25 protein-coding genes, 1 tRNA gene and 1 pseudogene are annotated in these 26,930 nt (G+C 38.7%); 7 read left to right on the forward strand and 20 right to left on the reverse strand.

Features of this window, described 5'->3' with window-relative positions:
- Positions 1–205: 205 nt before the first annotated feature.
- The 8 genes from AAC073_RS19680 to AAC073_RS19715 form a co-directional block, all read right to left on the reverse strand.
- The gene (locus AAC073_RS19680; protein WP_339925519.1) at positions 206–868 is read right to left on the reverse strand and encodes a peroxiredoxin-like family protein; all 663 of its coding nucleotides are present in this window, start codon (positions 866–868) and stop codon (positions 206–208) included.
- A gap of 68 nt (positions 869–936) precedes the next feature.
- Positions 937–2,346: an FAD-dependent oxidoreductase gene (locus AAC073_RS19685; protein ID WP_339925520.1), complete on the reverse strand. Its 1,410-nt coding sequence runs from the start codon at positions 2,344–2,346 to the stop codon at positions 937–939.
- Positions 2,347–2,357: 11 nt separating this feature from the next.
- A complete protein-coding gene (locus tag AAC073_RS19690; protein WP_339925521.1) occupies positions 2,358–2,804 on the reverse strand; it encodes a DUF417 family protein in 447 nt (148 codons plus the stop codon).
- A 70-nt stretch (positions 2,805–2,874) separates the two neighbouring features.
- Positions 2,875–3,420 carry a carboxymuconolactone decarboxylase family protein gene (locus AAC073_RS19695; RefSeq protein WP_339925522.1) on the reverse strand — a complete coding sequence of 182 codons (546 nt, stop codon included), beginning with the start codon at positions 3,418–3,420 and terminating at the stop codon, positions 2,875–2,877.
- Positions 3,421–3,745: 325 nt separating this feature from the next.
- Positions 3,746–4,276, reverse strand: coding sequence for a PRC-barrel domain-containing protein (locus AAC073_RS19700; protein ID WP_339925523.1), 531 nt, complete (start codon positions 4,274–4,276; stop codon positions 3,746–3,748).
- A 393-nt stretch (positions 4,277–4,669) separates the two neighbouring features.
- Positions 4,670–5,131, reverse strand: a complete 462-nt coding sequence (gene mscL / locus AAC073_RS19705; RefSeq protein ID WP_339925524.1) for a large conductance mechanosensitive channel protein MscL — start codon at positions 5,129–5,131, stop codon at positions 4,670–4,672.
- A 320-nt stretch (positions 5,132–5,451) separates the two neighbouring features.
- Positions 5,452–6,195, reverse strand: coding sequence for a GLPGLI family protein (locus AAC073_RS19710; protein WP_339925525.1), 744 nt, complete (start codon positions 6,193–6,195; stop codon positions 5,452–5,454).
- Positions 6,196–6,472: 277 nt separating this feature from the next.
- Positions 6,473–9,286, reverse strand: a complete 2,814-nt coding sequence (locus AAC073_RS19715) for a TonB-dependent receptor (RefSeq protein WP_339925526.1) — start codon at positions 9,284–9,286, stop codon at positions 6,473–6,475.
- A 618-nt stretch (positions 9,287–9,904) separates the two neighbouring features.
- Between AAC073_RS19715 and AAC073_RS19720 the strand changes: the two are divergent.
- Positions 9,905–10,090, forward strand: a pseudogene (locus tag AAC073_RS19720) (transposase); the annotation flags it as partial.
- Positions 10,091–10,192: 102 nt separating this feature from the next.
- Here the strand turns inward: AAC073_RS19720 and AAC073_RS19725 are convergent.
- The 4 genes from AAC073_RS19725 to aroQ all read right to left on the reverse strand — a co-directional run bounded on the left by AAC073_RS19725 (position 10,193) and on the right by aroQ (position 12,622).
- A tRNA-Pro gene (locus AAC073_RS19725) sits at positions 10,193–10,266 on the reverse strand.
- Between the two features lie 272 nt (positions 10,267–10,538).
- Entirely contained in the window at positions 10,539–11,114 is a 576-nt protein-coding gene (locus AAC073_RS19730) for a MarC family protein (RefSeq protein WP_339925527.1), read from the reverse strand.
- Positions 11,115–11,126: 12 nt separating this feature from the next.
- Positions 11,127–12,182 carry an aminotransferase class V-fold PLP-dependent enzyme gene (locus tag AAC073_RS19735; protein ID WP_339925571.1) on the reverse strand — a complete coding sequence of 352 codons (1,056 nt, stop codon included), beginning with the start codon at positions 12,180–12,182 and terminating at the stop codon, positions 11,127–11,129.
- A 5-nt stretch (positions 12,183–12,187) separates the two neighbouring features.
- Positions 12,188–12,622: a type II 3-dehydroquinate dehydratase gene (gene aroQ, locus AAC073_RS19740; RefSeq protein ID WP_339925528.1), complete on the reverse strand. Its 435-nt coding sequence runs from the start codon at positions 12,620–12,622 to the stop codon at positions 12,188–12,190.
- A 127-nt stretch (positions 12,623–12,749) separates the two neighbouring features.
- Here aroQ and xerD point away from each other — a divergent pair, with 127 nt between their 5' ends.
- From xerD to AAC073_RS19755, 3 genes are all read left to right on the forward strand, one after another.
- The gene (gene xerD, locus AAC073_RS19745) at positions 12,750–13,652 is read left to right on the forward strand and encodes a site-specific tyrosine recombinase XerD (RefSeq protein WP_339925529.1); all 903 of its coding nucleotides are present in this window, start codon (positions 12,750–12,752) and stop codon (positions 13,650–13,652) included.
- Positions 13,653–13,842: 190 nt separating this feature from the next.
- Positions 13,843–14,325 (forward strand): Clp protease ClpB, encoded by a 483-nt coding sequence (locus AAC073_RS19750; RefSeq protein WP_339925530.1) that lies wholly within the window; start codon positions 13,843–13,845, stop codon positions 14,323–14,325.
- 87 nt (positions 14,326–14,412) lie between these two features.
- Positions 14,413–14,877, forward strand: coding sequence for a MaoC family dehydratase (locus AAC073_RS19755; RefSeq protein ID WP_339925531.1), 465 nt, complete (start codon positions 14,413–14,415; stop codon positions 14,875–14,877).
- 241 nt (positions 14,878–15,118) lie between these two features.
- On the opposite strand, the gene AAC073_RS19760 is transcribed toward AAC073_RS19755, so the two are convergent.
- The 4 genes from AAC073_RS19760 to AAC073_RS19775 form a co-directional block, all read right to left on the reverse strand.
- Positions 15,119–17,548, reverse strand: coding sequence for an outer membrane beta-barrel protein (locus AAC073_RS19760; protein ID WP_339925532.1), 2,430 nt, complete (start codon positions 17,546–17,548; stop codon positions 15,119–15,121).
- Between the two features lie 211 nt (positions 17,549–17,759).
- On the reverse strand, positions 17,760–18,365 hold the full coding sequence (locus AAC073_RS19765; protein ID WP_339925533.1) for a superoxide dismutase: 606 nt from the start codon (positions 18,363–18,365) through the stop codon (positions 17,760–17,762).
- A gap of 116 nt (positions 18,366–18,481) precedes the next feature.
- Positions 18,482–18,925, reverse strand: a complete 444-nt coding sequence (locus AAC073_RS19770; protein WP_339925534.1) for a nucleoside deaminase — start codon at positions 18,923–18,925, stop codon at positions 18,482–18,484.
- Between the two features lie 7 nt (positions 18,926–18,932).
- Positions 18,933–20,063 (reverse strand): hypothetical protein, encoded by a 1,131-nt coding sequence (locus tag AAC073_RS19775; protein WP_339925535.1) that lies wholly within the window; start codon positions 20,061–20,063, stop codon positions 18,933–18,935.
- A gap of 313 nt (positions 20,064–20,376) precedes the next feature.
- Here AAC073_RS19775 and AAC073_RS19780 point away from each other — a divergent pair, with 313 nt between their 5' ends.
- On the forward strand, positions 20,377–21,579 hold the full coding sequence (locus tag AAC073_RS19780) for a Na/Pi symporter (RefSeq protein WP_339925536.1): 1,203 nt from the start codon (positions 20,377–20,379) through the stop codon (positions 21,577–21,579).
- Here the strand turns inward: AAC073_RS19780 and deoC are convergent.
- Complete coding sequence (gene deoC / locus AAC073_RS19785; protein WP_339925537.1) at positions 21,545–22,210, reverse strand: deoxyribose-phosphate aldolase; 666 nt, start codon at positions 22,208–22,210, stop codon at positions 21,545–21,547. The two genes, AAC073_RS19780 and deoC, sit on opposite strands and share 35 nt — an antisense overlap.
- Before the next feature lie 32 nt (positions 22,211–22,242).
- On the opposite strand from deoC, the gene AAC073_RS19790 reads away from it, so the two are divergent.
- Complete coding sequence (locus tag AAC073_RS19790; RefSeq protein WP_339925538.1) at positions 22,243–22,830, forward strand: isoprenylcysteine carboxylmethyltransferase family protein; 588 nt, start codon at positions 22,243–22,245, stop codon at positions 22,828–22,830.
- A gap of 208 nt (positions 22,831–23,038) precedes the next feature.
- On the opposite strand, the gene AAC073_RS19795 is transcribed toward AAC073_RS19790, so the two are convergent.
- Positions 23,039–24,319 carry a DUF5690 family protein gene (locus tag AAC073_RS19795; RefSeq protein WP_339925539.1) on the reverse strand — a complete coding sequence of 427 codons (1,281 nt, stop codon included), beginning with the start codon at positions 24,317–24,319 and terminating at the stop codon, positions 23,039–23,041.
- A gap of 59 nt (positions 24,320–24,378) precedes the next feature.
- On the reverse strand, positions 24,379–25,095 hold the full coding sequence (locus AAC073_RS19800; protein WP_339925540.1) for an HAD-IA family hydrolase: 717 nt from the start codon (positions 25,093–25,095) through the stop codon (positions 24,379–24,381).
- Positions 25,096–25,261: 166 nt separating this feature from the next.
- Between AAC073_RS19800 and AAC073_RS19805 the strand changes: the two genes are divergently transcribed.
- Positions 25,262–25,828, forward strand: coding sequence for a phosphonate degradation HD-domain oxygenase (locus AAC073_RS19805; protein WP_339925541.1), 567 nt, complete (start codon positions 25,262–25,264; stop codon positions 25,826–25,828).
- 22 nt (positions 25,829–25,850) lie between these two features.
- Here AAC073_RS19805 and hemH read toward each other — a convergent pair whose 3' ends face one another.
- Complete coding sequence (gene hemH, locus AAC073_RS19810; RefSeq protein WP_339925542.1) at positions 25,851–26,885, reverse strand: ferrochelatase; 1,035 nt, start codon at positions 26,883–26,885, stop codon at positions 25,851–25,853.
- Positions 26,886–26,930: the final 45 nt, after the last annotated feature.

Here is a 26,930-nt window from a genome sequence, read left to right on the forward strand (position 1 = left end):
AAAGCATTTGTATAGTTAGTAATATAACGTTAGTTGCTGCAAAGCAATGAGGAATCAACCTATTAAAGTTTTAATTGAACTAATTTCCGTTTGGTTTTGTCAGCATTGTTGCGAAAAAAAGCAACAATGCTAACAAAATTTTTTGCTGAATATTTCTGGCCCAAAGGTTTTGACTTGTGGACAGTATCGAAGCCTGAAAGGTATTTTAATTCCTGTTTTTCAAGAAGGCTATCAAGTCTTCTGGATTTGCCCTGTTTCTGTAATCGGCATCCAAAAATGCATAGGCTATAATTCCGTCCTGACCAATAATATAGGTGGCAGCAAGAGGGAGCTCATTTTCTTCATTGCCGTTGTAAGCATTGAGGTTGAACTTTTGGTCATATATTTTCGCTACTCCGTCAATGAGATGAAAAACAATACCATATTCTTTACCCACTTTGTTGTCAATGTCACTTAAAACTTCAAAAGCTAAATTGTGTTTTTCTGAAGTACTTAGTGATTTGTCAGGGAGTTCTGGAGTTAGCGCTAAAAGTTGAGCACCAAGTGCCTTGAACTCGGGCAAAGCCTCCTGTAAATGATGCAGGGTAAGGTTGCAATAAGGACACCAACCTCCGCGGTACCAAGTGAGAACTACTGGGCCATGTTTTAATTGATCGGAAAGTTTTACCATCTCTCCCTTTGCATTGCTCAAGGCAAAATCAGGAGCCACGTCCCCTACCTGCTGGGCTTTTTCAACAATACCACTTTGGACAACTTCATCTATGCCTTTTTTATAGATGATCTTAGTATCATCAGGAGCAGTTTCATTGAACTTGTCTTTTTGCTGTTGCAATTCTACTTTTAGTGTTATGTTTGGTTGTTCGATCATAATATCTTTAGCTTTTGATTCCCTTTATATTGTATTTATCTGCCAAAAACGATGCCAAGGCTATTTCGTTAATTTTTTAAAAACTCTCTTAACCCATAGCTGGCCAAAACACCTTCGCCAGTAGCAGCGGCTACCTGAGCAATGGCGCCATCACGGTTGTCTCCAGCAGCAAAAATCCCTTTGACCGAAGTTTTTGCCAGACCTGTGGTCGTAATAAATCCGCGTTCATTCATGTCCACCAAACCTTTAAAACTTGCATTATTGGGTTTCAGGCCAACAAAGATGAAAACACCATCTGCTGTAATCACCTCTTCTTTCCCAGTTATCAAATCCCTGACCCGCAGTCCTGCAAATTTCCCATCGGGATCAATGTCCAGCGCTAAAGCCTCCTTATTGTAATGGGTTTCTATATTGTCTAGCTCAGGCAGTTTATCGATATAAGTCTGGGATGCCTTAAAGGTGGCACCTCGGTTAATGATTTTTACTTTCTTTGTGAATCCGGAAAGAAAGATGCCTTCTTCCAAGGCTGAGTTGCCACCACCTACGACAATTACTTCGCGATCTCTGTAAAAGGCACCATCACAGGTAGGGCAGAAGTGCACGCTGGCACCTAATAATTCACTTTCGCCTGGTATGTTCAGCTTCTCATAAGTAGAGCCTGTAGAAAGAACTACGGAGCGCCCTAAAAAGAGATTCGTTTTGGTTCTCACGTTGAAAAGGTTGTTGACCTTCTCTATGCTTACTACTTCTTCACCTGTCTTTATGGTTGCACCATACACACGCGCTTGTTCCTCCATTTTGTCCATAAGCGCCGGACCTGATATGGAAGTAAAGCCTGGGTAGTTTTCAATTTTCTCGGTTAAAAAGGCATTTCCACCGACTGTTTTCTTCTCTAAAATTAAAGTACTGAATCGGTCTCTTTGCGCATAAATGGAAGTGGTCAAGCCCGCGGCACCAGCACCGATGATAATACTATCAAATACCTTGGTGATTTTCTCCTCGTCAAGTTTGAGAGCAATCCTCAACGCTTCGTTTTCAGGCTCTACCAAGATGTCCTCATTAATGAGAATGGTAGGGATTTTCCTTTTCCCATTGTTGATTTTTTCAATGATGGGAATGGCCCATTCGTTTTCATCAATATTGATGTATTGAAAATTTATTTTATTGTCTACCATAAAGGATTTTGACTTGATACAATCCGGACACCAATCTGCACCGTAAAGTATGACCCTGCCCTGTTCATTTATCCCTAAAATACTGGAAAGAGCAGGGTTATCGGGATTGGTATAACTTTTACCATTGATTATCAAGGTCGGAATGATACGTTTGCCCTTGTTGATTGCCTCAACCTTTTTTGTAGCCGCTTCATCGAGATCCACATCGATGAAAGTGTAATCTACATTGTTTTCTATTAGGAAAGCTTTTGCTCTCCGGCAATCAGGACACCAATCGGCACCATAAAGTGTTATCTCGTTCATCTTTGTGTCTTTTAAAATTTAGTTTCAACTTTAGCCTTTGAATAATTTCCCCAAACCATTAATGATATGGCAAGGTATGGGATGTCTTTGATCAGAAAGAAATCAGTAACTGGAAAGCCATCAACTAATTTCCAAATTCCAGGAGTGGTGATAAGGAAACTAAGTGTGGTAATAAAAATCACTGCGGAACCTATTCCGGCTATTTTCCCTAATTGTGGCCTGTATAATGTACCAATTAGTAACGCCCCTATGACTACTTCAGAAAAACCTATAAGGTTTGAAACCGTCTGTAGGGAAAAGATACTGTAAAGCCAATTCATCGCGAAATGATTTTCGACCAATGGCTTTATTAATGCGGCCTCTGTAGGAGTAAACTTAAACAATCCTATCCATATTAGTATGAGGGCTGTGCCGAATACTCCTATATTATAACCGAGTGTTGAAATCTTGATTTGCATAACCTGGGTTTAAAAGTAGGTTTTGCAACAATATTCAAAATAAATACTTATTGCAAAACCCTAGTTAATATTATAATTCTGGAGCCAATGGGAAATCGATTTCAAAACCTGTAAGGTTATGAAGGTAGTTGCTCATGATTTTGTCACCAATAAGTATGACCACATCAATCAAATTCGCTTCACTGTATCCAGCCGCAAAAAATGATGCTTTGACTTTTTCGTCGACCTTACCTTGGTTACTTACCGTCGCGGACGTAAATTTAGCCAAGGCATCAAGCTTTTCATCAAAACTGGCTGAACCACCTCGAATTTCAATAATTTGCTCGTTGGTAAATCCATTCATTTTACCTAGTGCAGTATGGGCTGACTGGCAGTATCTGCAACCATTGATTTGACTCGTAACAAGGTTAACCACTTCTTTCTCTTTGGCTTTTAGTGTAGTTTTTCTACTTTGAAGGGCAAGGTAATCCGCTAATGCCGTTTCATTTTTTGCATAAAAAGCGTAAAGATTTGGGACAAAGCCAATTTGTTTTTCCAGTTGATCAAAAATAGCCTGGTTGTTTTCAGATACTTCAGATTTTGTTGGTACGTTAAATGCTGATGCTGTAGTTGTCATAATAAAATGTTTTTAAGTTTTGTTTGTTGATTAATAACAATACAAAGATTCAGCATTTACAGCCCTAATGGTTAGGTCAAATTGCCTTGCTACTTGGCAATTTTTCCCATTTTGAAAAAATCCCGGTATTACGCCCTATTTAAATGCTTTAATAATAATCATCCGTCTTAGGCATATTACTTAATGTTGCCTCTAAATTATTTAAGTGACCTATAATGAAGAGGTTTGTTTTAATCCACTCAGGAAGAAGAATGGCTTATTTTTTCACAAAAAAAAGCTAACCCATTAGATGGATTAGCTTTCAACAACGCTATTTAAGGGCGTTTTATATTATAGGATTTCCTCCTCTTTCAACATGAGAAGGTCTGTCACCTCTACGGTCTTTTTCTAGAAAACCGCTACCGGAACTTTTTTCTTTAATTCTTTCTGCGCTTACATCCAAAGTATCCTGATGGTTGAAAATGGTCCGATTTTCAAAGTCATATCGTCCATTTAGACTACGGTCCTCTGCGCTGTAATAGGTACGCATGGTATGAAGAAATTCCCCTTGAGGACCAGTGGGCCAGTTGTCTTCGTCAAAACCTGGAGCGTTTTCTAGCGTTTCTTTGGTTTCTCTCACAAATATGGCATCATCATAAGAAGGGTTAAAGCCAAAAGATTCAAAAGGCAGCGCAAGAAGTTTTGAACCAAGGTTTAGAAAACCTTCGTCTACTTTAAGCACTACATATTCTACCTGAGCCGTTGTTTTGTTTAGAACAATGTCTTTGACTGCGCCTACAGACTCATCTCTCGCCGTTTTTACTTTACGTGAAATTAATTCCGTTCCTCTTAACTGAAAATTATTTTTATTATCCATTTTAATAGTTGGTTAAATGAGAAAATCATTTACCCTTAATTTCTCAAGATTTGTGCCAAACTTGGTTTAATCTTAAAATGCTAAATTTTCTATGTAAAATTGTTTTATTAAAGCTTAGAATGGCTAAATAAATATTTAATCAGTTAAATATTTATTTTATTCAGGCATGGTCTTTTTTTAAAGATAGGTCTTTGTAATCTTATAAATAGGTTAGTGAAACTTGGTTTTGCAAATGTTTAATAAATTTGGTGGCGGCCAATGCCTTGTTATAAGATGGATACCCGAATTTCGCTAAAGCTGCAAATTGTTCAGTTTGGCACACACTTCGAATTGCAATATTATCACCAAAACTTTAGAAGGGAAATGCGGCTACCTTAGTATCTACCGGTTATGCTACTCAGAGGTTTTAGTGTTTTTCGCTTCTAGGAGTTTCACTTGCTTTTCCATCAATTCTGTCATTCTGCTTAGTAATTCAATGTTTTTAGGAGTGGTTACGGTGTTGTTTTTAGGATCTTCAGCTTTTTTCTGAAGGGAGTTCATCAGTTTTACAATAAAAAACACCGTAAGGCCAATAATCATAAAATCCACACTCGCCTCAAGTAATTTTCCGTAACCAATTGCAATTTCTTCTGGGTGGGCGACCCCATCTAAGATCACTTCTTCCCTCAAGACTATTTTTTTATTTTCCCAATTGATTCCATTGGTCAAAAAAGATAGAGGCGGTAAGAAAATTTCTTTTACCAATACATCTACTACTTTGTTGAAAGCCGCGCCTATAATCACACCTATTGCGATGTCGATCATATTTCCCTTCACAGCAAATTCCTTGAACTCTTGTATCAATTTGATTTTCATAACCGTTACCTAAAAATATTTGAAGGATTGTAAACAATTGGAATGCCAAATTGAAAGCAGGTGGTGGATAAACCTGTTATAGCACATCCATTAATTTTTTTGACTGAATAGGGCAATGACTTAAAAAATGCCAAAGATGTATTTTTAGTGCAAATGAAGCGCTATTTGATATACAAAATTAAACAAAAGTAAATTTGGATCGGATCCTGATTTTCTCAGGTTTCAACAATCCACATCCACTATAGTTGAGCAATCAAATACGCTAATTTGAATGATTACGCAGGTCTATTGCATATTTCAGGTGTAATTTTCTACAGCCTTCAATATCTTATTTCCCACATCCAAGCTCGCTTGCTTTTGATGGAAGATTGGATAAACTCTCGGGCTAAGTCCTGATATTTAGTGCCCGATACTTCTCTCCCTCTCATTTTTCTTGGCAGGGTGATGATTTCTTCCGGTTCTCCAAAAGTGATTTTCTCGGCTTCCACGATAAGCATGCCGTCGTTGATATCATAAGCCAAAATCAAACCTGGAAGCCCGAATTGCTCCTCCGGACCCGTTGGGACGGGAATATCTGAGGCGAACCAAGCAGTGATCTTTTGGCCTTTAATGCTGTCTTCAGACACCGCTTTCATACACATGTGTCCGAGAATGTCCCTTATTTCGTTCATTACCCTCCATTTTGGAGTGTTTAGACTATCACGAACGATATAAGTTTTACCCATTTGGTCCATGTATTTCAGATAGGTCTGGTCTTCTAAATTGTTTTCTATGAGATAGTCATTTACTTGCCAAGAGTAGCTTTGGACTTGATAGGGTTCTCCGAAAGTATAGATACTTTTTTCTGGCCAAAACTGAAGTTTCATCCGAGTGCTGTAGCCATCAGGATTACTCCAGGAGAGTAAGATTCTATCCTTTTCCTGCTCAGTAATGTGAGGGAGGTTGGAATAGATTTTATCATAGAATATGCGGTATCGGTACTCTACCTCACCCACCATATTTTGGGCCCTCAGTCCTGTAGAAATCAATAATAAGATAAGGATCTTTAAGTATTTTAATTTCATTTTTTTTAAATTTAAGAATTGGCTGAATCAGTATTTGTGAAAAGAATTGGCAAAATATACCAAAGTTGAATCAAGCTATTTAACTGCATTTACCATGGTAAACTAGAAAGAGTCCGCTTTTTTACCTATTAGCTAGGTGGTTTAAACTCTTAAAAATGCAGATTTTATGAGATCCCGACGACTATTAATCATGCCGAAACGGTTAACGGGGGAAAGGTCCATTTATTAGACTTGCCTCCGGTGACTTTATAACTTCCACATCTTAGAACGTCCTAACCTACCTACGACTTTTCACCTCTACCCCACGCATATTATAGGTTACCCCAAGAAGAAAATACCTTGATAGCGTTTCAATCCTTCCATTGGAAACGTAATTTTGGCCTGCATACTGGCTGATGGTTTGATTTTCCTTGAAGATGTCGTATGCGGATAGCCTGACTTCCCATTTTTTAGCCTTTCCAAGTAGTTTATAGACGAATGCATTGAGGATAGGTATTTTCTGGTCAAATCCAAAACTTTCGTTTTTATATCGGTTGTAGTTGAATTTCACATCTAAGTAAAAATCTTTGGGGAATTTAATGTTCATATTACCATAAGCACTCCAATTTATTATGTCCTGATTTTGGGAGGGATTTTGTTCGTATTTGGTTTTGCTGAGTCGGAAAGATGACCCAGTATATAGGCTGAACCATTCTAAAGGTGTCAGATTAAAATTTATTCCAAAGTTATTGCTAAAAGTTTGGGTCTCAGTCTCCACTGAGTTGATGAGGGAGAGGCTTTTAGAATAAGAGGGATTTGCAGATAAGTATGCAGAAGCCTTGGTCTTTACGATGGGAAAACCAAAACCTAAATATGGATTATACCGCTGCCCCCCTGAAACATTTCCTGCCTTGTAGGTAGTGACAAAAGTTTCTGGGTCTATGGTCTGATTTTGAACTACTTGATTTTGATAGAATGTTGAATTGAATGAAAACCGTAAATTTATAAAGGTGGCTGGATCATACATGCTATATCCTGTATTGAAAGAATGGGATACTTCAGGCTCTAAATCAGGATTTCCTTCTCGTATATACAATGGGTTAGATATGTCCTTGTAAGGCTGTAGGTCGGTGATATTCGGGGGATTGACGCCCATGGCATAGCTTGCGTTGATACGCTTGTTCCCTTTCATTGTTTTTGAGTAATTTACATTAGGGGTGAAATTGAGGTAGTTTTTGTTCACTCGGCCTAATATTTCACTATTTTTTACGACTGAAAATTGTCCATTTAATCGATAATTTGAGGCGGCTAAACCTAGGCTTAAGTTAGAGCCTTTGTTGGCATATCGGATGCTAGAACCAAATCTGTTGTAGGTAATCGTATTTTCAAAAAATCGACTGAGGTCAGGGTTTAGCTCTTGGGTGTCGCTTGATTCTACATCGTATACTTGTCGGTCTGTTTCGCTCTGTGACTGGCTGAAATTGTAAAAAGTCTCCCAGAAAAAAACTTTTTTGATTGGTTCGACAAAGAGTAAGCTAGACTTGATCAAGTTAGCGCCATTCATTGCTTGGTTCAATTGATCCAAGTTTCGGAAATAGGTATTTGGGTCTGTTGAGTTCATGAGATCTACGACAGATTTTTGTATGCCATTTTGATCTGCCTTACTATAAGTATCACTTATACTGGCAGCAAAGTTTCGTCCGTTTTTTTTGAACTTATGCCTATAAATTGCTGTACCCTGAAAGGCCCCTGACCATTTATCCGATTGGTTGTTCCTATCCATTTGACTTTGCTCCGTGCTACTGCGAATCAGCTCTTGATGACTGGCCAAGTAGGTAGTGAGTGAACTTAGCCTTCCTTTTGCGTTAATGGTGATGGTGTTGGCGCTGTCCAATTCGTTCTGAAAGCGAAGGTTTACCCTATGGTGACCTGCCATGTTATTTTGTGTGCTTTGGTCAACGGAAGTGAACGAAGTGTTGTCCTGCAAGAAATTTGTCCTGCTATTGATACTCTCTAGTGCTTGGTCACTGCGGCTATAGAAATAGTTGCTATTAAAATCTTTCTTATCCTTTAGGTAGTTATAATTAACGCCTATGGCTTGGTTGTTGGAGTAGCCAGAGTTGAGGTTATTGAAGGGAATTTCGAAGGATTCTTCATTGTCCCCACCTGAAAACGAATAATAATTCCCACCGCTTCCATTAAAACCAAAGTCCCCAGTGTCACCAAATTGGAAAGCACCGCTCCCTTTAAACTCCTGCAAATCATCCCAGCTCAGCCCAGATTGGTTGACATTATTGCCGTAGCCGATCACCGAAAATTGGTTTACTTTGTCAAATTTATTGAATGAGGCATTTGTAGACCATCTTCCATCTGTACCCAATGCTGCAGAAAGCTTACCAAAACCTCCTTTCCTGGCTTCATCCTTCAACTCAACGTTTAAGGTTTTTTCTTTCACTCCATCTTCCACGCCTGTTAGCTTTGACTGTTCTGACTTGTCATCGTATAGCTGAAGCTTGCTTACTGACTCTGCATTCAAGTTTTGTGTAGCCATTTTTGTGTTGCCTCCAAAAAAGCGCCTTCCATCCACTGTTACTTTTTGTACTTGTTCCCCTTGTGCCACTATATTTCCGTCCTTGTCTATTTGTATTCCGGGCAGCTTGCGAAGCAATTCTTCCAGGGTCGCTCCTGGTGGAACTTTGAATTTGCTCGCATCGTACTCTAGCGTGTCTCCTCGCATCATCAAGGGTGCTTTGGCGGCTTTCACTACCACCTCATAGAGTTCCTGTAAGATGGGCATCAACTGAATCTCATCGACCTCCAAGTCACCTGTTTCGGGTAGAACCAGTTCCTTTTGCACAGGCAGGTAACCCATATAGGTGGCTTTGATGAGTAGTGGTTGTTTATCTACGTTTTTGAATTGGTATTCTCCGTCTTTATTCGTTAGGGTGTACGCCACCAAGGCAGAGTCTTTCGGACTAAGTAGTAGAATGGAGGTGTAGTCGAGTGGCATATTCGTGGTATCTTTCACCACTCCCCGAATACTAAGTTTGGATTGGCCATAGGAGGCAAAATTGATGAAGGCCAGAAGAAGGCATGAAATGAGTAATTTCATTTTTTTTTAGTTTAATGTTTTTAATAATAATTTATTTGACTAAAAACTATCACAACATTTTTCACTATCAGTTCATTTATTACAAGGTGAATTGGTAGTGTCAGAAAACAGGCTCAGGATTGAATGCGATGCAAATGAATCCAGCTAAAAAAGTTGTAGTTGAACGAGTTTTATTTTTTACATCGCTTAATCGACTTTTTTAAATTTTAATCTTGAGCTTCAAATTCTAATAATATATGCCCCCTCACTTCTCTTCTTCGTATAGTTATCTTTTTAAACAAATCAAAACTTTCTTCTTTCAAGTAGTACCATTCAGTAAAAAATCAACAAATACTGAAATATTGCACTATACTATTGACTATCATACTACTACAAGTATAGTAATAATTCAACTAAAAACATAAAACTAATATGTTAAATAATGTTATTATTGTGAAGAGACATGGAAATAATACTTATTTGAAAGTAAACAACACCTATTATTAGGTGAATTTTCTTAAAATTGATTTCACTCAAGTGGAAAAGAGAATACCGGTTATTTTTAACCCTTACCAATCAGTGCAATTAATCCAAACTCATTTATGGGGAAGCCTACCTTTTCATCTCTCAGATTTATAATCCTTCAGTACGGTAGCTAGAGTCATACAAAAACACTACACATCAATCCTAAACTTTTTTGACAACCGCAGTACCAATGCTTCAGCCGAATCATTCAATGCGAAAATAAAGGCTTTTAGGACTCAGTTCAGAGGCGTTACCAACGTAGAATTCTTTCTATTTAGACTGTCAAAAATTTATGCTTGAAATAAATCCCCCAGATATTCAGCCTGATCCATTTTAAGCCCTATTCAGAAGAAATTGGGGGTTTTTAATAAAAAAAAGCCAGTTCGCAATGAACTGGCTTTGTCGGGGTGGCAGGATTCGAACCTACGACCTCCTCGTCCCAAACGAGGCGCGATACCGGGCTACGCTACACCCCGTTGACATATTGGGAAGACAAAAGTAAGTAAAAATTGAGAAAATCAAAAAGCATTGCACATTATTTTCAATATTTTTTCATTTTTTTATTTCTACTTAAGTGGTTTCAAAACACAGTATGGGCATTAATATTCCTTATTGTGTTACAACCGTAAGGGAATCAGTTAGTTTTGATGTTTTAGTAGGCTGGCAGTTTGACTAATTGACAACCGCTACCCAATGATTGATTTTTGAAGCCAATTTAAGTACCCAATAAATTATCTTATGCTAAATTCTAAACAGGAAAAAGATTTGTTTTGAAAATCTTAATGGCAATTGAAAGCAGAATGATTCCAAATATCCTACGTAAAATATCCAAGCCTGTCTTCCCTAATTTTTGCTCCAGGAAATGGGTGCTTTTCAAAACCGCATAGATTATACCGAGGTTTAAGACAATTCCTACCGCAATATTTGCCTGACTAAATTCAGCTTTAAGGGTTAGGATGGTGGTCAATGTACCTGCACCTGCGATTAAAGGGAAGGCAATGGGCACGATTGAAGTACTTGTAGAGCTTGCCTCGGGATCAGTTTTAAAGATTTCAATCCCCAATATCATCTCTGCCCCAATGACAAAGATGATCAAAGCCCCTGCGATCGCAAAGTCTTCCACATCTATACCAAACAGACTTAAAATAGATTTACCAACCAATAGAAAGCTCACCATCAAGACTCCGGCTACAATGGTAGCCTTGCCACTTTGGATATGGCCTACTTTCTTTCTGAGATTGATCACTATTGGTATTGAACCCAAAATATCAATCACAGAAAACAAAATCAGTGTAACAGATAATATCTCCTTAAAATCAAACACTACAATTTGGTTTTAATACGCTTTGAGAAAGGCAATCAGTTTGTCAAACTCCAAATCATTCAATGCGGGGAAATTGGCAATTCTAAAGCTGGTTGGTTTTAGTGGGCCATAGCCACTGCCCATTTGCATGCCATTGGCTTCAGCTTCAGCTTTAATGCGTTTAATAAAGTTTTCGGCTCCCCCTACTCCTAATACTGTTCTACTTCTGGTAGCAGGATTGCTAACCAAGAAATCCAAGGCTGAAGAATTTTCAACGATGCTTTCCAAAGCCTTCATCCGTGCCTCTGTTTTTTCATGCACCTCGCTAATATTTGGCATTTCTGCCAATACCCTATTAAGTAGAAAAATGCCGAGAACATTTGGGGTATAATGCGTTTGAAAGTTGGCGGCATTCTCCAACATGAAATTAAGACTGTTGTACCTTCCATTTTCGCCTTTTTCCTCGGCTCTTTTTATGGCTTTTGGGGAAAGGATCAAAACGCCCAGACCTGCAGGCAGGCCAAAACACTTCTGAACAGAAGCATACCAGATGTCAGCCAAGCTGAAATCAAGATTGATGCCCGCCATAGAGGAGGTGGTATCTATCGCCAACATTTTATCTGGATACTTTTTGCCTACTGCGGCTATGGTTTCATTGCTAACCTGAGTTGCATTGGCTGTTTCATTTTGTGTTATGCCTATGATATCAAAGTCAGCCCCAATTTCCAGCTCATCTACTGCCAAGGTTGTGTTTTTGTCCAGTACCAATGCCGCTGTGTTGGGATTGATGTGCTGGGCGAAGCCAAACCATTTTTTTCCAAATGAACCAGAATATATATGAAAGGAGGACTTTAAAACCAATGACTGAGTAATGATTTCCCAGTTTTCTGTAGCAGATGAAGTAAAGAGCAATTTGTAATCATCAGGAACGCCCAATTTTTCCTTGAATAACCTTTCGGTATCTTTATAGAGGTCCATGAAAACCGCACTGCGGTGATTGGCACTTAAAATTCCTAGTTGAAAGGCCTCCTGAAAATAGTCTGGCAGCTTGTCATGTACCTTAGATGGACCCGGAGCAAAAGTGAGTATAGCCATTATGCGTTTTCTTTGTTATTGTCAATGAAATAGTTCAATCCCAATTCGTAACCTTTCAATCCCAAGCCCGCAATCATTCCGACACATTCTTTAGAAATAATGCTCTTGTGGCGGAAAGTTTCTCTTTTGTAAATATTGGATATATGTACTTCCAGAACTGGACTGGTAATGCCGGCAATCGCATCAGAAAGGGCAACCGAAGTATGTGTATAGGCTCCAGCATTGATAAGGATGGCATCATGTTCAAAGCCTACTTCATGTAGCATGTTTACTAGCTCGCCTTCGACATTGCTTTGGTAATAAGACAATTCCAAGTCTGGGTATTTTTGAACAAGGGTTTCAAAATAATCTTCAAATGAGCGGCTGCCATAAATTTCTGGCTCGCGCTTGCCTAATAAATTCAAATTGGGCCCGTTAATGATTGTGATTTTCAATGTTTGAAGGTTTTAATTGGCTACTAAACAGGCGCAAAGTTAAGCATTCGGAAAACAACTTAAATGTATATTCATATGTTTTTAGAAAAACTATTATTTAATACCTGTATTAAGTTAATTTTACTTTGTGTTCTGGGAAAGAGAAATAAAGGCATTTGGTTACTACTTGAAAATTGAGCGTTCTCTAAGTGAAAATTCAATCTTAGCTTATAGACAAGATATTGAAAAGCTCGCCCGTTTCATGGATAAAAACTTTCCAGAAACCATGCCCATTAATGTGGAATTGTACCACCTTCGACAATTTTTAAAAGTGCTGGCTGAATTGTCCATTTCAGAATTTTCTCAAGCGAGAATAATTTCAGGGATAAAAGCTTTCTTTAAGTTCATGCTGTATGAAGATAAAATCACTGAAAATCCCGCCGCATTGCTCGAGGCACCTAAGCTGACTAGAACGTTACCTGATACCTTAAGTTATGTTGAAATAGAACAATTGTTTGATACGGTTCCTTTAGGTGAACCTGAAGGACATAGAAACCGAGCAATGATGGAATTGCTATATAGTAGCGGGCTTAGGGTTTCCGAATTGACAAACCTAAAATTAAGTCAATACTATGAAGACATTGGCTTTTTGAGGATTCTTGGAAAAGGAAACAAAGAACGCTTGGTGCCTATCGGAAAATCTGCTGCCAAATACCTCGCGATGTATTTAAAAGAAGTCAGGGCTCATCAGGTCATTGCGGCAGGACATGAAGATTATGCATTTCTGAATAGGAGAGGAAAAAAACTTTCCCGGGTAATGGTATTTTTAATCATTAAAAAAACAGTGGAAAAAGCAGGGATAAATAAAAAGGTAAGTCCCCATACTTTTAGACACAGTTTTGCCACCCACCTAGTGGAAGGTGGGGCAGATTTAAGAGCGGTACAAGAAATGCTTGGTCATGAAAGTATCACCACTACCGAGATTTATACCCATCTTGACCGGGATTACCTTAGACAAGTTTTAAATGAATTCCTTCCTGGAAAAGCTTAAGGTCAACTGCTCCACTAACTATTTGAAATTTCCAGACTTTAGTCGAAAGTTTCCCCCAATGCTACTTATAGCTGCTTTTGATCGCTCAGTTAAGATCTTATTGTGGAATTCACAATTACAGTTTGCGTTAGGCATGTTTTTTGAGCTGTGGACTTCTTGAAAAAAAATTACCATAACTTTCTTCAAAACAATGAAAACTACCTACTTTTTAGGACTTATAATTTGGTTGATGACTTTGCCTATGAACGTCAGCGGTCAGGAAAAGTTAAAGAAACTGATCGGAGAGAGAGAGCGTTTGCATGTGGAATGGCAAGAATCAGAATCCCAGAAGTCAGGGATTTTTGGCAACAGGACAAAAAAAGACATGACGGTAACCAACGAATGGATGGCTCGTATCTTGCAGAAAGACAATCAAATAATTGGTGAACTGAAACTGCGAAAAGACATAGAAACTTCTGCAATTGGGAATGAAAAGGAGGATTACAAATACATTGCCCAAAAGGCTGAAGAAGATATTGTAAAGCTCAAAAGAGCGCTTGATATTAGAGATGAGAAAATTCAAGAGGGGCTCAAGGAAAAACGTACTTATGAATGGACTACGCTTATTTTCTTCGTAAGTAGTATGATATTGGGTTTTATGTATTCCAAAAAGAGGAGGAATGGGGCAGTTTAAGAATTAGAAGTATTGCGGTTTTCTTTAATTTTTGTTTTATTATCCGCAGGGTTTTGATAATTTCATTTTTTTAAACCTAAAACGATTATGAGTAAATTAATTATTAATAGCTTTGAAGACTTTCAAGAATACATAGGCAAAGAATTGGGAGTTTCTGAGTACCATGAAGTAACACAAGATCAGATTAATCTTTTTGCCGATGCGACCATTGATCACCAATGGATTCACACAGATCCCGAAAAAGCAAAAGCCGAAGGTGCCTTTGGTGGAACTATAGCACATGGATACCTTACGCTATCATTGGTGCCATTTCTTTGGAACCAGATTGTGCAAGTTAATAACCTGAAGATGATGGTTAATTATGGAATCGAAAACTTACGATTTGCCAATCCTGTCAAAGTCAACGATGAAATTCGAATGCATGCTACCCTAGCAAATATCAGTGACTTGCGTGGAACCATAAAGACCGAAATGAAAGTAAAGATTGAGATCAAAGGGGAAAGAAAACCTGCCCTTGCCGCCCATTTGATTTTTCTATACCATTTCCAGTAAGCTTTATATTAAATCAGCCACTCTGTTCCTGTTTTTAATTTCACCATAGCGATGCCAAGCTAAAATCTCCAAACAGCCTGATTTTCTTGTGATTTCAACGCTTCCTGAGAAAGCTCAGGACTGGCATTACCCCTGACTATTGTCAGGGCGGAGAAATTCTATTGCATAATACGGTTTAAAAATAAAAACAACATCCAAGGGATGTTGTCTTTTCCATTTTAAAAAACCTAATCTTTACTTATTACAGCCTGTTTCTTTCTTCCGTACTACCGCTTCGCTGTGAAACACTAAACTTTTCACCCTGAGCAAACTTCCACCTTAAAGTGAAGCGAACACTTTGCATGCTATTGTATTGACGGACATCGGTGTTGATATTGTAAAAATTAATACCTCCTTTGAATTTCATCGTTCTGAAAATGTCAGAGCCATTCACCGTAAGGCTTAATTTTTCATCCTTAAATGTTTTTGTTATCCCAGCGTCCAACCAACTCATGCCATTTATTTTGATCTGGGCGTCCTGAAAAGGACTTCTGTAAATCCCTACCAATTCTAGCTTGAAACCTTTCGGTAGGTTAATATTGTGTTGGCTTCGAAACATATAGGAAAACTGCTTTACATTCAACAAGTCTTCTCCTATTTGGGATTCGAAAGAACTCCCATTGAATTGTAACATATTACTTGTACTGTACCATTCAGCAAACTCAACCGGTACAGTTGCCCTAAGACCTAAATTTTGGGTTTGGTCAAGGTTTCTCATTTGTATCAAGGTGGTTCTACTGTCTTCGTCCTGCGTCAATATCTGACCGAAAGCATTTTCGGTTTGAGAATAAGTCAGAGCCAATTGATAGGCCCCCTTGTAAATATGGTTCATCTCAATATTATTGGCGTACTGTGGCTTGAGGTTAGGGTTGCCTTCCTCCGTCGTTAGTGGGTCTATATAAAAAACAAAAGGGTTAAGCTGTCGATAATGAGGGCGGGTAATTCTCCTGTTGACATTGTAGACGATTTGGTAGTCATCATTCATTTTATGTTGCAGGTAGACACTTGGGAAAAAGTTGATGTATTCCTGGGTATTTACCTGATTGGAAGTAATCGAGTTGCCTTCAATATTTGCATATTCCGCTCTTAGTCCCATTTGGTATTCTAGCTTCTTGCCAAGAGGAGCTTTGAAAGAGGCATAAGCAGCCATCACCTTTTCCTTGTAAATAAAATGATTGCTATTGGCGTCTGGCAGATAAGGACCTTCTTCCTCACTTTTGGCGATATCTAGCATGTTATCGGATTTTACCCAACTTCCTTTCAAGCCAAGTTCCAACGTTTTGTCTTCACCTATAGGCTTTGTGAAGTCGGTTTTTGCTGTGTAAATAGCGTAAACCATGTCATTTCCTGTTTTGACCCTATTCAATCTTGCCAATTCTTTTTCTTCATTGACCCAATAGCTATTGTTCAATAAAATTATGCTGCTAGCATCCATATTGGAATAATCAAAATCTGCTGAGATTTTTGTGCCCAAGGTGTCAAGCTTGCCGATATAATGAAAATTCCCAAATATCCTGGCGTTCTCAAAATTTGTCTCATTAAGGGCGTTGATGTAATTTAGGTCTGCATTTTCTGGGTTAGAAATGGTGGTAAATGAGGTTCCTCCATCTTCACCGTTTTGTGTGGAGGCTTGTAGATTGATGCCTACACTATGCTTTTCATTGATCTGATAATCTGTTCCACCAGAGAAAAACAAGTTTTTAGTTAGCAGTTTCATTCTAGCCCTCTGGTCAAACTCAGAAAGCCCGTTGTCCAATTGGAACCTTCTCAAAAGGTCAAGTTCCATATTTCTACCCCAATGATTGTAATTCAAATTGGCATTGGAAGTCCATTTGTTTCTCTTAATATTTATCGCTCCACCTACGGAGGGTAAATGAAGGCCATTAAACTGGCTACCAATATTTAAATTTCCATTTATACCATTGTAAGTATTCCTTTTCAACACAAGGTTAATCACACCAGCCGCTCCTTCAGCATCATATTTTGCTGGTGGATTGTTGATGACCTCTATACTTTGGATATTGTCAGCAGGCATGTCCCTTAGAAAGTCTGCCAGATCCTTAGCCGACATATAGGTTTGCCTGTCATCCAAAAGTACCATTACTCCAGATTTTCCATTAAGATTGATGTTCCCATCAGCATCTACAAATACTCCTGGTGACCTGCCGATGACATCCAATGCATTATTGCCTTCAGCCATAGACGTTCCCTCTATATTTACTACTGTTTTGTCGGCCTGGATCAATACATTTGGGCGTGCTGCACGAACTTCCACTTCATCTAGGGCTCCCAATTCGGCATTCAGTTTTATGTTTCCAAAATGCTTGTCTTCAGTTTTCAACTGAAATGCTTCACTGATGAAATCTTCATAGCCTATAGTAGAAGCTTTGAGTTGGAGTTTGACTGAGCTGATTACATTTAGAGAAAAATTTCCCTCTTCATCAGAAATTGTTCCTTTAATTAGTCCATTGGTGTTTGCTTCCTGTAATATCACATTTGCGAAAGGCAATGGCTTGTTTTCTTGATCGATTACAGTTCCGCTTACCGTTAATGAAGTGCTTTGGGCAGCAAGGTGACTTAGTCCTAGCAAGAAGAAAAATGAAGTGGCAAAAATTAACTTAGAGAAATACATGGTTTTTAATATTGAATTGTTCAGATCAATTCAATGGGAAAAAGATGCCAAAACCTAAAAATCACCTTAAATACCTAAAAATCAATGAATTAAAAAAATGAGTGTTAAATGAACTGTCTCAGAAGTGAACACTTTTTATGTTCGATTTGGACACAAAAAACCTCCAATGTATAAACAGAGGAGGTTTTATCGCATCTTTAATAACTATGATTTATTTGGCAGCAGCAAATCTTTTAGCTACTTCTTCCCAATTAACTACGTTCCAGAATGCAGCAATATAATCTGGTCTTCTGTTTTGGTAGTTAAGGTAATAAGCATGTTCCCAAACGTCCAATCCTAAGATTGGTGTTCCTTTGCTTTCAGCTACGTCCATCACAGGGTTGTCCTGGTTTGGAGTAGAGCTTACAACCAATTCACCATTGCTTACGCTCAGCCAAGCCCAACCAGAACCAAATCTAGTCGCAGCAGCATTTGCAAATTCTTCTTTGAATTTATCGAAGGATCCAAACTTTTTGTCAATGGCAGCGGCTAAGTCACCACTAGGCTTACCTCCTCCGTTTGGAGAAAGAACAGTCCAGAAAAGGGAATGATTGAAGTGTCCTCCACCATTGTTTCTTACACCTGCAGGTGCAGAAGAAACATTTTTCATTAGCTCTTCTAAGCTTTTTGATTCAAATTCAGTGCCTTTGATAGCATCGTTTAATTTGGTTACATAGGCGTTATGATGTTTGCCATGGTGGATTTCCATGGTTTTCGCATCGATATTTGGTTCCAATGCATTTTTTTCATAAGGTAAACTAGGAAGTTCAAAAGCCATTTTTTTTCTATTTTAGGTTAAACATTTAAATAAGTTGATGGTTGTGGGTCCCTATTAAAAAACCTATTCTATAAACCACTAAACTTTAAAAAAGGTTCTTTTATTCCTTTGAATCTCTAATTTCTTAGATTTTTAAAAAATGCTTGCAATAAATCCTTGGATTCTTCCTGCAATATTCCGCTATGCAGTTTAGTTTTAGGGTGTATTATGGAAATATCTGTTTTGGTGAAACCACGCTTGGGATCCGATGCAGCAAAATGCAATTCCCCTAGTTGTGTCCAAAAACAAGCGCCTGCACACATGATACATGGCTCCAAGGTTACGTACAACTTGCATTCTGGAAGGTACTTGGCACCGAGTGCATTTGAAGCGGCTGTGATGGCAAGAATCTCTGCATGCGCAGTTACGTCGGTTAGTTTTTCCGTTTGGTTGTAGGCTTTTGCGATGACCCTGTTTTTAACCACAATCACTGCTCCAACAGGGATCTCTCCCTCATCTGCAGCAATTCTTGCTTGCTTGAGGGCCTCATTCATCCAGTATTCGTCTGAAAACAATTCCAATGTATCTTTAAAAAATGAGTTCGAATACTTCTTTCCTTACACCCTCATTAATAATTAATGCCAAAATCAGGGATACAACCAACCCAATACCTGCTTTTAAAAGGTCACTTGAGGCCATACGATAAGCCCTTACTAGCCTTGCTTTACGTTTCTTCAGTTTCTTGGATTTGGCCAATGCTATAGAAAGCTCCCTACCCCCAAGAAGTCCGATAAAAACCCAAGTAGTACTCATAGGCATCTGGCTGTAGGCTTTGAAATAGAAAAGAATTACTGCATACACCAAATCTACAATAGTAGCAGCCCGGACATCTGTAACCCTGGTTTTTTCATTTACAATGCCTTGAATTTTGTCCCCTTTCATGTAAAAAAGAACCCCCAGCCCTAAGAATACAAAGCCAGTGTAGGCGGAAAATTCCCAAACGTTCAACTCTCTTGGAAGAAATACTGCTATATTGGCCGCATCCTGCATGATCCAAACTGCCCAAAGACAACCTGAAATGATCCATTGAAGAGGGTACCAAAATTTGCTTGGCTTTCCTTTTAGGTAGTTGGTGACAAATTTTTCTAAAACAAACCAGACGATTATGGCTAGGAAAAAGGCTACAAAATACCCAATGAAACTTTTTTGCATCACTCCTAAAATGGTTCCTGCCTTGTAGGTAAATACATTAAGCAAAAGGAAAGTGGTTGATACAGGCATTCTCAAACGGGTCATTACCAACAATACTATTGGAGCAGCTATTTGGAGAAATACAAAACTTGTTGGCGCCTGGTCAAGTCCGTCCACTCGCAAACGCTGGTAACTTACATCACCATTGTAATAAAACCAGCTAAAGGTTACAGTACCGACAAAAATTAAGCCCATAAACAGCCATAGAAAATACCATTTCTGTTTTTGGTTTGATGCAATAAAAGTCCCAATCGTCTGAATACTGTCATTGGCAATCGCTGAATAAGCGGCCAACGCAAAGCCAAACCACATGGCGGCATAAGTATAAGGCGTTATGATCCCAGCAATTGAAACCAAAATACAGATAATCAAAAGAAAGGGTTTCTCCTTTTTAGTGAAATCAAAAAGTGAATAGGCTGCCTTAGATAATGTAGCCTGGTTAATGTTTTGATCTTTTAGTTTGGCCATGAGTAGATTTTGGCTTTGAAATGAGGTGCAAATTAAACAAGAAATTTTAAGGATAATGTTACCAAATTGTTAAGTCCCTGTTTAAATAATTGTAAAGCCTGCCCCGATAAAGTTATTTCAATATTTCATTTTTCTCAAAAATATAAATATTTTAGTTCCTATTGGGTTAAATCGGCATTTTTAATCAATTCTTTATGAGTGAGTTGTTCTTTTTCATTATTAACATAAGTTTTACTTAAAAAGCGTGTTATTCTGTTTACTCTAAACGTATTTTGCACTTATATTCCCTGGACGAAATTACAGCCTCATTTGAATGACCAAAGTACTTGAAGGAAATGCTTATTTTAAAAACCTGATAACAATAGTTACTATAATTATAGGCCTATTGATTTTCATGTTTTCTATTGATTTTTTGACCGTTTCCCTAACTGAATTAAACAATGAAGCTGCCAATGCCTTGTTCACTGCCACCAGTAATCCATTTGTAGGACTCTTTATTGGATTGCTTACCACTGCCCTCATTCAGTCGAGTTCGACCATTTCTGCCATGGTCGTAGTATTGGTGGCTTCTGGAAATCTCAGTTTGGCACAGGCTGTCCCTGTGATAATGGGCGCCAATATTGGCACCACTTTAACAAGTACATTAGTAGCTTTTGGCTATATTCTAAAAAAGAAAACTTTCCGAAAGGCCCTTTCCGCAGGAGTGCTTCATGATATATTTAATATCAGCACCGTTATTATTTTGCTACCATTGGAGGTGTACTTTGGTATTTTGAGTCAATTGTCTGCTTGGCTTACCCATTGGTTTATCTGGGACGAACCAGTAGGCTTTGGAGAGATCGGCTTAAATGGCTTTTTCCTTAGATCACTTAGCTATGAGCTGTTTTCCTTGCTTAGCTGGCCCTTACTTGCCTTGGCTACAGGGATTCTCTTGATGATAGGCTCTATTAAGATTCTTTCCTCCCTTGCTTATAAATCCCTGATTACACCGAATTTTAAAAAGGTAAGGAAACATATTTTTAACTTCCCCTTCCGCTCTTTTGCCTATGGCGCTTTCTTCACAGCAGCGGTACAATCCAGCACAGTGACGACTTCATTGATGGTGACAGCAGTAGCGACAGGTAAAGTAGCGCTTCGCAAGGTTTTCCCTTTTATTATGGGAGCAAACCTAGGGACTACCATTACGGCTGTAATCGCAGCATTGTACAAAACAGAAGCAGCTATAAGTGTAGCCATTGTTCATGTTTTGTTTAACCTCATAGGCAACCTTATCTTTCTTCCTTTTCCCAGGTTGAGAGAACTTCCTGTTCGATTGGCCAAAAAATTTGCAAGACAAACCGCCAACAATAAATCGATTGGTTTTGCCTACATCTTGCTGACCTTTTTTGTGATCCCTTTCTTTCTAATCTATTTTAATCAATCAGAGGTGAAGCCTGAAACACCTAGGGTAACCCTAGAAAAAAGGGAGGACGTAGCTTTTGTCAAGGAATTTTGTCCAACCAAGCCTCCATTATAAGGTGCCCACTACTGGTGCCGATTCTGTCTGCACCCGCCCTAATCATGGCTAAAGCTTGATCCAGGGTTTTAATTCCGCCACTTGCCTTTATGCCTACTTGGCTTGGCAGCATCTCACGCATGCGTTTGATTGTAGCCACTTCGGCTCCCTTTTCAGTAAAGCCTGTAGAAGTTTTCACAAAATCTGCCCCTGCATCTGTACATATTTTACAGGCAAGTAGTAATTCTTCATCACTTAAATAAGCTGTTTCTATAATTACTTTAAACAACTTTTCAGCCTCATGACAAGCCTTTGCCATTTGAGCCAATTCTATTTTTGGCCAATTCATGCCTGACTTGAAAGCTGAAGTAGACCAGACCACATCCAATTCATCTGCGCCATCTTCAATAGCTTGTTTGGCCTCAAAAACTTTGGTCTGGGTCATAGAGTAGCCTAAGGGAAAACCCACCACTGTCACCAGCTGTATGTCAAGTTCTCCTAAGCTTCTATTTGCCTTTTTCACCCAAAACGGCGGAATACAAAGGCCTCTAAATGAATATTTTTTGGCTTGATTTACTGCATTGTCTATAGCGCGTTCATCTACAGTTGGCTGTAAAGCCGTATGCTCAATATATCGGTTTAAATTTTTCATTAGTCAGTCAAATTGCGGATATTCGAAACTTTATGGAATATATCACTTTAGCACTGGGGTGGATTGTGTTTTATGCAAGCCATACCGTACTGGCAAGTTTAAATATAAAAAGAAAATTCAGGCTTTGGATGAAAGGCAGTTACAAATGGTACAGGCTAGCCTATAGTTTGTATTCTACACTGTTTTTATTGTGCTTGTTTGTTTTTGCTGCGATAATAGTACCCTATTGGCTATTTGAACCTTCAGAGGGCAGTACTTATTTTGGATACATGTTGGCTACTTTTGGCACCATTATAATGGTAAAAAGCATGAAAGGTATTTCTACGGGCAGATTTATTGGTTGGAGGCCTCATGATGACCTGGAGGAAAAGGAAGAACTAATAAGGGTGGGTTGGTACAAGCATATGCGACACCCTTTATATGCTGGATTGATATTGATTTTTATTGGCTATTTCCTTTATGTGCCTAATATGTCCTCATTGATTCATCTATCGGCTTTGCTGTTATATTTGCCATTTGGTATTTATTATGAAGAGAAAAAGCTGCTATCCATCTATGGTGAAGCCTATATTAATTATCAAAAAATTGTACCACTGATATTCCCCAGGTTAAAAAAATGAATGAGCTGATCCTTTATAGTGTTATGTTGTTCTTAGTATTGGGACACTTGCTGATGGCAAGTCTTTTTTATAGACAGATTAGCAAAAATAAATTTTTATCCTTCCATGAAAAAAATGACTGGCGCCTAAAAGCCCTGATTTTTCCTCTTGGCTATTGGTTTTTATTCAAAAAGCGAATAAAAAATATTGAAAAGTCGTAAAGTTCAGTTTACTTTTTTAAAGGTAAAGGCTGAATTGATTGGCTGTTTATGGCTAAGATTATTGAATGGTGTTTTAATTTTTTGTAGAAATATAAACCATTGATAACCATTATCACGGCACTAAGTGTCATCACTATGATCAATCCTTCGGAGTAGAAAGTAAACCAACTCATCGCCTCCCAGTCCCCAAATTGCTTGAATACAAGGATGCCACATGAGCCCAAATAGCCAAAGCTGTCTACCAGGTACATTAGGAAGCCTACATTGCCTACATATTTGAAGGCGGCCAAAAGCCGATCGAAGAGGAGACAATTAAAAGGAATATAGGCCATGTAGATACCTGTGCCAGTAGCAACTGTCCAATAGAAGGGATTTATCCATCCATTTTGAAGTAAAAAGGTTGAAATAACGGCCAAGAGCAATCCTGAAATTATAATAAGGTGGTAAAGGAAAAGAGCCTTGAAATTATTTTTGACCAAAACCAGTAAGCCCATCATAAGCAGCAGAATCAAAGTAATGGGTATTTCCGTTTGGGTAAGGAGCTCGGGAGCTATTCCAACTTTTAATTCTTTCCAGATTTCTACTACGAAGTTATCTCTTATGTCCCTAAAGGCTGTCAAAGCCATATAGACCAACACCAGCAAAACAATACCGAAGCTAAAATTCCGGAAGAAAGCCTGACGTTCAGGTTTGTTCATGGATTTTCGCTTGGTTTTAAGGGCGATGTCTCCTTCGTTTGGAGCTGGAGTATGGTCCAAGAAAAACACCGCTGTGATTAGTAGTGGAATAAAAAAGGCTCCTGTCACAAAAGGCATCCAATAAGGGTCAATGGCCCAATCGACCAACAAATACCTTCCTATAGATTTTACAAAACCCGAAGAAAAAACAAAACTGATCGCCAGTATACTCCCCATCATTTCGGTAAATTTTCGCCCTTCAAGGTAATGAAAAACCAAGCCCCAAATTAGGCCAAGCGGAAAACCATTTAACAGGAAACAGAAAATATTGAAGGGGGCAGGTAATAAAGCAAAGCCTAGCAAAGACAACCAGGAAAACCCAATAAGTGATAGTATCAAAAGGCCTCGTTTATTTCCACTCAACTCTGCAATCAGTTTGATGCCATAAAACTTGCTGGCCATGTAACCTAAGGTCTGCATAAGAATTAACCAGACTTTAATATCAATACCCCACCATTCTTCTCCTGTAAAGGTGGCGGCAGCAAATGGTTTTCTAAAGGCATACATGCAACTATAGCTTAGAAAAGCCATGACAGCTACAAAGGTGCTCATGAGCAAAGGATTTTCTTCTGAAAGCCTTTTGGAAAGTGAAGGAAAATGGATCATGAATCTTATTCAGGGGATTTTGAAAGTTCCCTTTCTACAATCGGGATGATTTCGAAAAGAGAATCTAGAATATGGGTAGGATGGGCTTTTAACAATTCAGTCTTGCTAAAATTGGGGTTAAAAATGCCTATACTCATCAAGCAACCTGATTGCTGGCCTTCAAGTATATCAGCTAAAGTACCACCTAATTTGATGGTCTCAGATGGACTTCCAATACCTAAAGCAGCTATCATTTGCAAGATCATTTCCGGGTGAGGCCTTCCTTTGCAAACTTCATCACTGCATACAATAATATCAATTAGAGGATGATCCTTCCATCCAACTTGTTCTAAAAGTAGGTTCGCAGTTTCTCTGTCAAAATTGGTATTGATCCCTATTTTTATTCCCAGCTGTTGCAAGGTTTCAAAAACTTCGAGCGCATCTTCTTCTGGAGAAATTTCAGGGTTTGAGCGACAATATTTTTTAATTTCTGCCTTGTAAGTAGCATAAATCTTTCCCCCAATGAGCTCAGAAAAATCGGGCTGATAAGTTGTGTGTGAAGTTAGGATTTGTTTAATAGCTTCCGGAATAGCATAACCCATTTGTTCATGGATTGCTTCGTTGATTTGCGCTTCGAAACCATGTTGAAGAAAGGCCTTCAATAATAATCCAGGTACTACCTTATCATTCTTTATAGCAGTTTCTGCCATATCAAAGACAGCCAATTTGATTGGAGTGTTCATGTTTTTATCTATCTTAAGTACCTATTTCAAATTCAGCATTTCAAAATAACCAAAAATATTGGGAACTTAAAACCTGAGTAAATTAGGTTTAAGTTAATAATTAGTAGGTTCGAAATTGTCAATAGTGAATGATTGTTTTTAATTTCCACCTTAAAATAAACCGCCTATGTCTAAACTTAGTCCTGAAAACAAGGTCAATGAAGTTTTTGCCTTGTATGAATCGTATGGAAATGCAGATTATATAGGAGAACCGGTCTCACAGATTGAACACATGAGCCAGGCTGCTCAGATGGCTGCAGATGAAGGCTATGGCAATGAAGTGATTTTGGCCGCATTTTTTCATGACCTTGGCCATTTGTTTTCCCAACGAGATGAATTGGAGCAAATGTCGGGATATGGAGTGATGGACCATGAAAAACTAGGTGCTGATTACCTTCGAAAATTGGGTTTTCCTGAAATTGTAGCCAGATTGGTAGAAAGCCATGTGGAGGCCAAGCGGTATCTCACCTATAAAAATCCGGTTTATTTTAAAAAGTTGTCTGAAGCAAGTAAAAAAACTTTGACATTTCAAGGAGGGGTAATGACTGCTGAGGAAGCCAGGGAATTTGAAGCGGATCCACAACACAAGCTCATCCTCAAAATGCGTGAATGGGATGAAAGAGCTAAAGAAATAGGCGTGCCTGTTCCCAAAATGGATGCCTATAAAAAAATGGCCCTGGAATTATTGACCTAATATTTCCAGGGCTTATGTGGATTTATTTTTCTGAAGTAACAAGGTCTTTCACACAATTGACCCAGGTGTCTTCTGAATTTAAACTGGGAACGAGGTCCCACCTTTCACCCCCCAATTCTAGAAAGAGGTCTTTGTATTCTTGTCCTACTTCCACAGTGGTTTCCAAACAGTCGGCGACAAATGCAGGAGAGAAAACCATTACCTTTTTCACTCCATCGGCTGCCATCTCTTTTATGACTTCATCGGTATAAGGTTTGATCCAAGGGTCTTTTCCCAATCTGGATTGGAAGGAAGTCATGACTTTCTCCTTAGGTAGTTGGAGCTTTTCAGCAATCAAACGCGTAGTATGAAAACTCTGTGCCCGGTAGCAATACTGGTTCTTTTTATGGTAAGTCGCGCAGCATTTTCCATTTAGCTGACAATATCCATCGACTGCCCCCTTGAGAATTTGTCTTTCAGGAAGGCCGTGATAAGAGAAAAGGTAGCGATCATATTCCTCTTCAACCATCAATTTCTTACCTAATTCTGCCCAAGCCTCCAAAAACAAAGGGTGGTCAACAAAATTGCTGATAAACTTTATGCCTGGAATAATCTGCCATTCCCTGGCCAGGGCCATGACTTTTTCAATGACAGAGCCATTGCTCGCAGAAGCATATTGAGGAAACAGTGGTAAGACTACAATCTCCTTTACGTTGGCATTGTTCAAAGCTTTTAGTCCATCCTCAATACTTGGGGATTGGTACCTCATGGCAATTTCAACCTGATATTTTTCCTGGTCCAGCAATGGAACCAGCTTGTCTTTTAAGTCCTTGGTGTGAAACAGTAACGGGGAACCTCTTTCCGTCCATAGTTTGCGGTATTCCTTGGCAGACTTAGGAGACCTGAAAGGGGCAATAATAAAATTGACCAACATCCATCTTGATAGAAAAGGAATGTCCAGTACCCTTCCATCCATCAAAAATTCTTTGAGGTACTTCCTTACATCAGCCGTTGCAGGGCTGTCGGGGGTTCCCAAGTTGACCAATAAAATTCCAGTTTTGGATTTATTTTTATTCATGCTTTGCTTAATTGTCCGTTTTGCTAACCAAAAATACAGGCTATT

The organism is uncultured Cyclobacterium sp. (assembly GCF_963977555.1).
Classification (GTDB): domain Bacteria; phylum Bacteroidota; class Bacteroidia; order Cytophagales; family Cyclobacteriaceae; genus Cyclobacterium.

Excerpts from the sequence above, each read along its gene's own strand:
- AAC073_RS19680 (WP_339925519.1), bottom strand. The coding sequence starts at position 868 with ATGATCGAACAACCAAACATAACACTAAAAGTAGAATTGCAACAGCAA.
- AAC073_RS19685 (WP_339925520.1), bottom strand. The coding sequence starts at position 2,346 with ATGAACGAGATAACACTTTATGGTGCCGATTGGTGTCCTGATTGCCGG.
- AAC073_RS19690 (WP_339925521.1), bottom strand. The coding sequence starts at position 2,804 with ATGCAAATCAAGATTTCAACACTCGGTTATAATATAGGAGTATTCGGC.
- AAC073_RS19695 (WP_339925522.1), bottom strand. The coding sequence starts at position 3,420 with ATGACAACTACAGCATCAGCATTTAACGTACCAACAAAATCTGAAGTA.
- AAC073_RS19700 (WP_339925523.1), bottom strand. The coding sequence starts at position 4,276 with ATGGATAATAAAAATAATTTTCAGTTAAGAGGAACGGAATTAATTTCA.
- mscL (WP_339925524.1), bottom strand. The coding sequence starts at position 5,131 with ATGAAAATCAAATTGATACAAGAGTTCAAGGAATTTGCTGTGAAGGGA.
- AAC073_RS19710 (WP_339925525.1), bottom strand. The coding sequence starts at position 6,195 with ATGAAATTAAAATACTTAAAGATCCTTATCTTATTATTGATTTCTACA.
- AAC073_RS19715 (WP_339925526.1), bottom strand. The coding sequence starts at position 9,286 with ATGAAATTACTCATTTCATGCCTTCTTCTGGCCTTCATCAATTTTGCC.
- AAC073_RS19750 (WP_339925530.1), top strand. The coding sequence starts at position 13,843 with ATGAAAACTACCTACTTTTTAGGACTTATAATTTGGTTGATGACTTTG.
- AAC073_RS19755 (WP_339925531.1), top strand. The coding sequence starts at position 14,413 with ATGAGTAAATTAATTATTAATAGCTTTGAAGACTTTCAAGAATACATA.
- AAC073_RS19760 (WP_339925532.1), bottom strand. The coding sequence starts at position 17,548 with ATGTATTTCTCTAAGTTAATTTTTGCCACTTCATTTTTCTTCTTGCTA.
- AAC073_RS19765 (WP_339925533.1), bottom strand. The coding sequence starts at position 18,365 with ATGGCTTTTGAACTTCCTAGTTTACCTTATGAAAAAAATGCATTGGAA.
- AAC073_RS19775 (WP_339925535.1), bottom strand. The coding sequence starts at position 20,063 with ATGGCCAAACTAAAAGATCAAAACATTAACCAGGCTACATTATCTAAG.
- AAC073_RS19780 (WP_339925536.1), top strand. The coding sequence starts at position 20,377 with ATGACCAAAGTACTTGAAGGAAATGCTTATTTTAAAAACCTGATAACA.
- deoC (WP_339925537.1), bottom strand. The coding sequence starts at position 22,210 with ATGAAAAATTTAAACCGATATATTGAGCATACGGCTTTACAGCCAACT.
- AAC073_RS19790 (WP_339925538.1), top strand. The coding sequence starts at position 22,243 with ATGGAATATATCACTTTAGCACTGGGGTGGATTGTGTTTTATGCAAGC.
- AAC073_RS19795 (WP_339925539.1), bottom strand. The coding sequence starts at position 24,319 with ATGAGCACCTTTGTAGCTGTCATGGCTTTTCTAAGCTATAGTTGCATG.
- AAC073_RS19800 (WP_339925540.1), bottom strand. The coding sequence starts at position 25,095 with ATGAACACTCCAATCAAATTGGCTGTCTTTGATATGGCAGAAACTGCT.
- AAC073_RS19805 (WP_339925541.1), top strand. The coding sequence starts at position 25,262 with ATGTCTAAACTTAGTCCTGAAAACAAGGTCAATGAAGTTTTTGCCTTG.
- hemH (WP_339925542.1), bottom strand. The coding sequence starts at position 26,885 with ATGAATAAAAATAAATCCAAAACTGGAATTTTATTGGTCAACTTGGGA.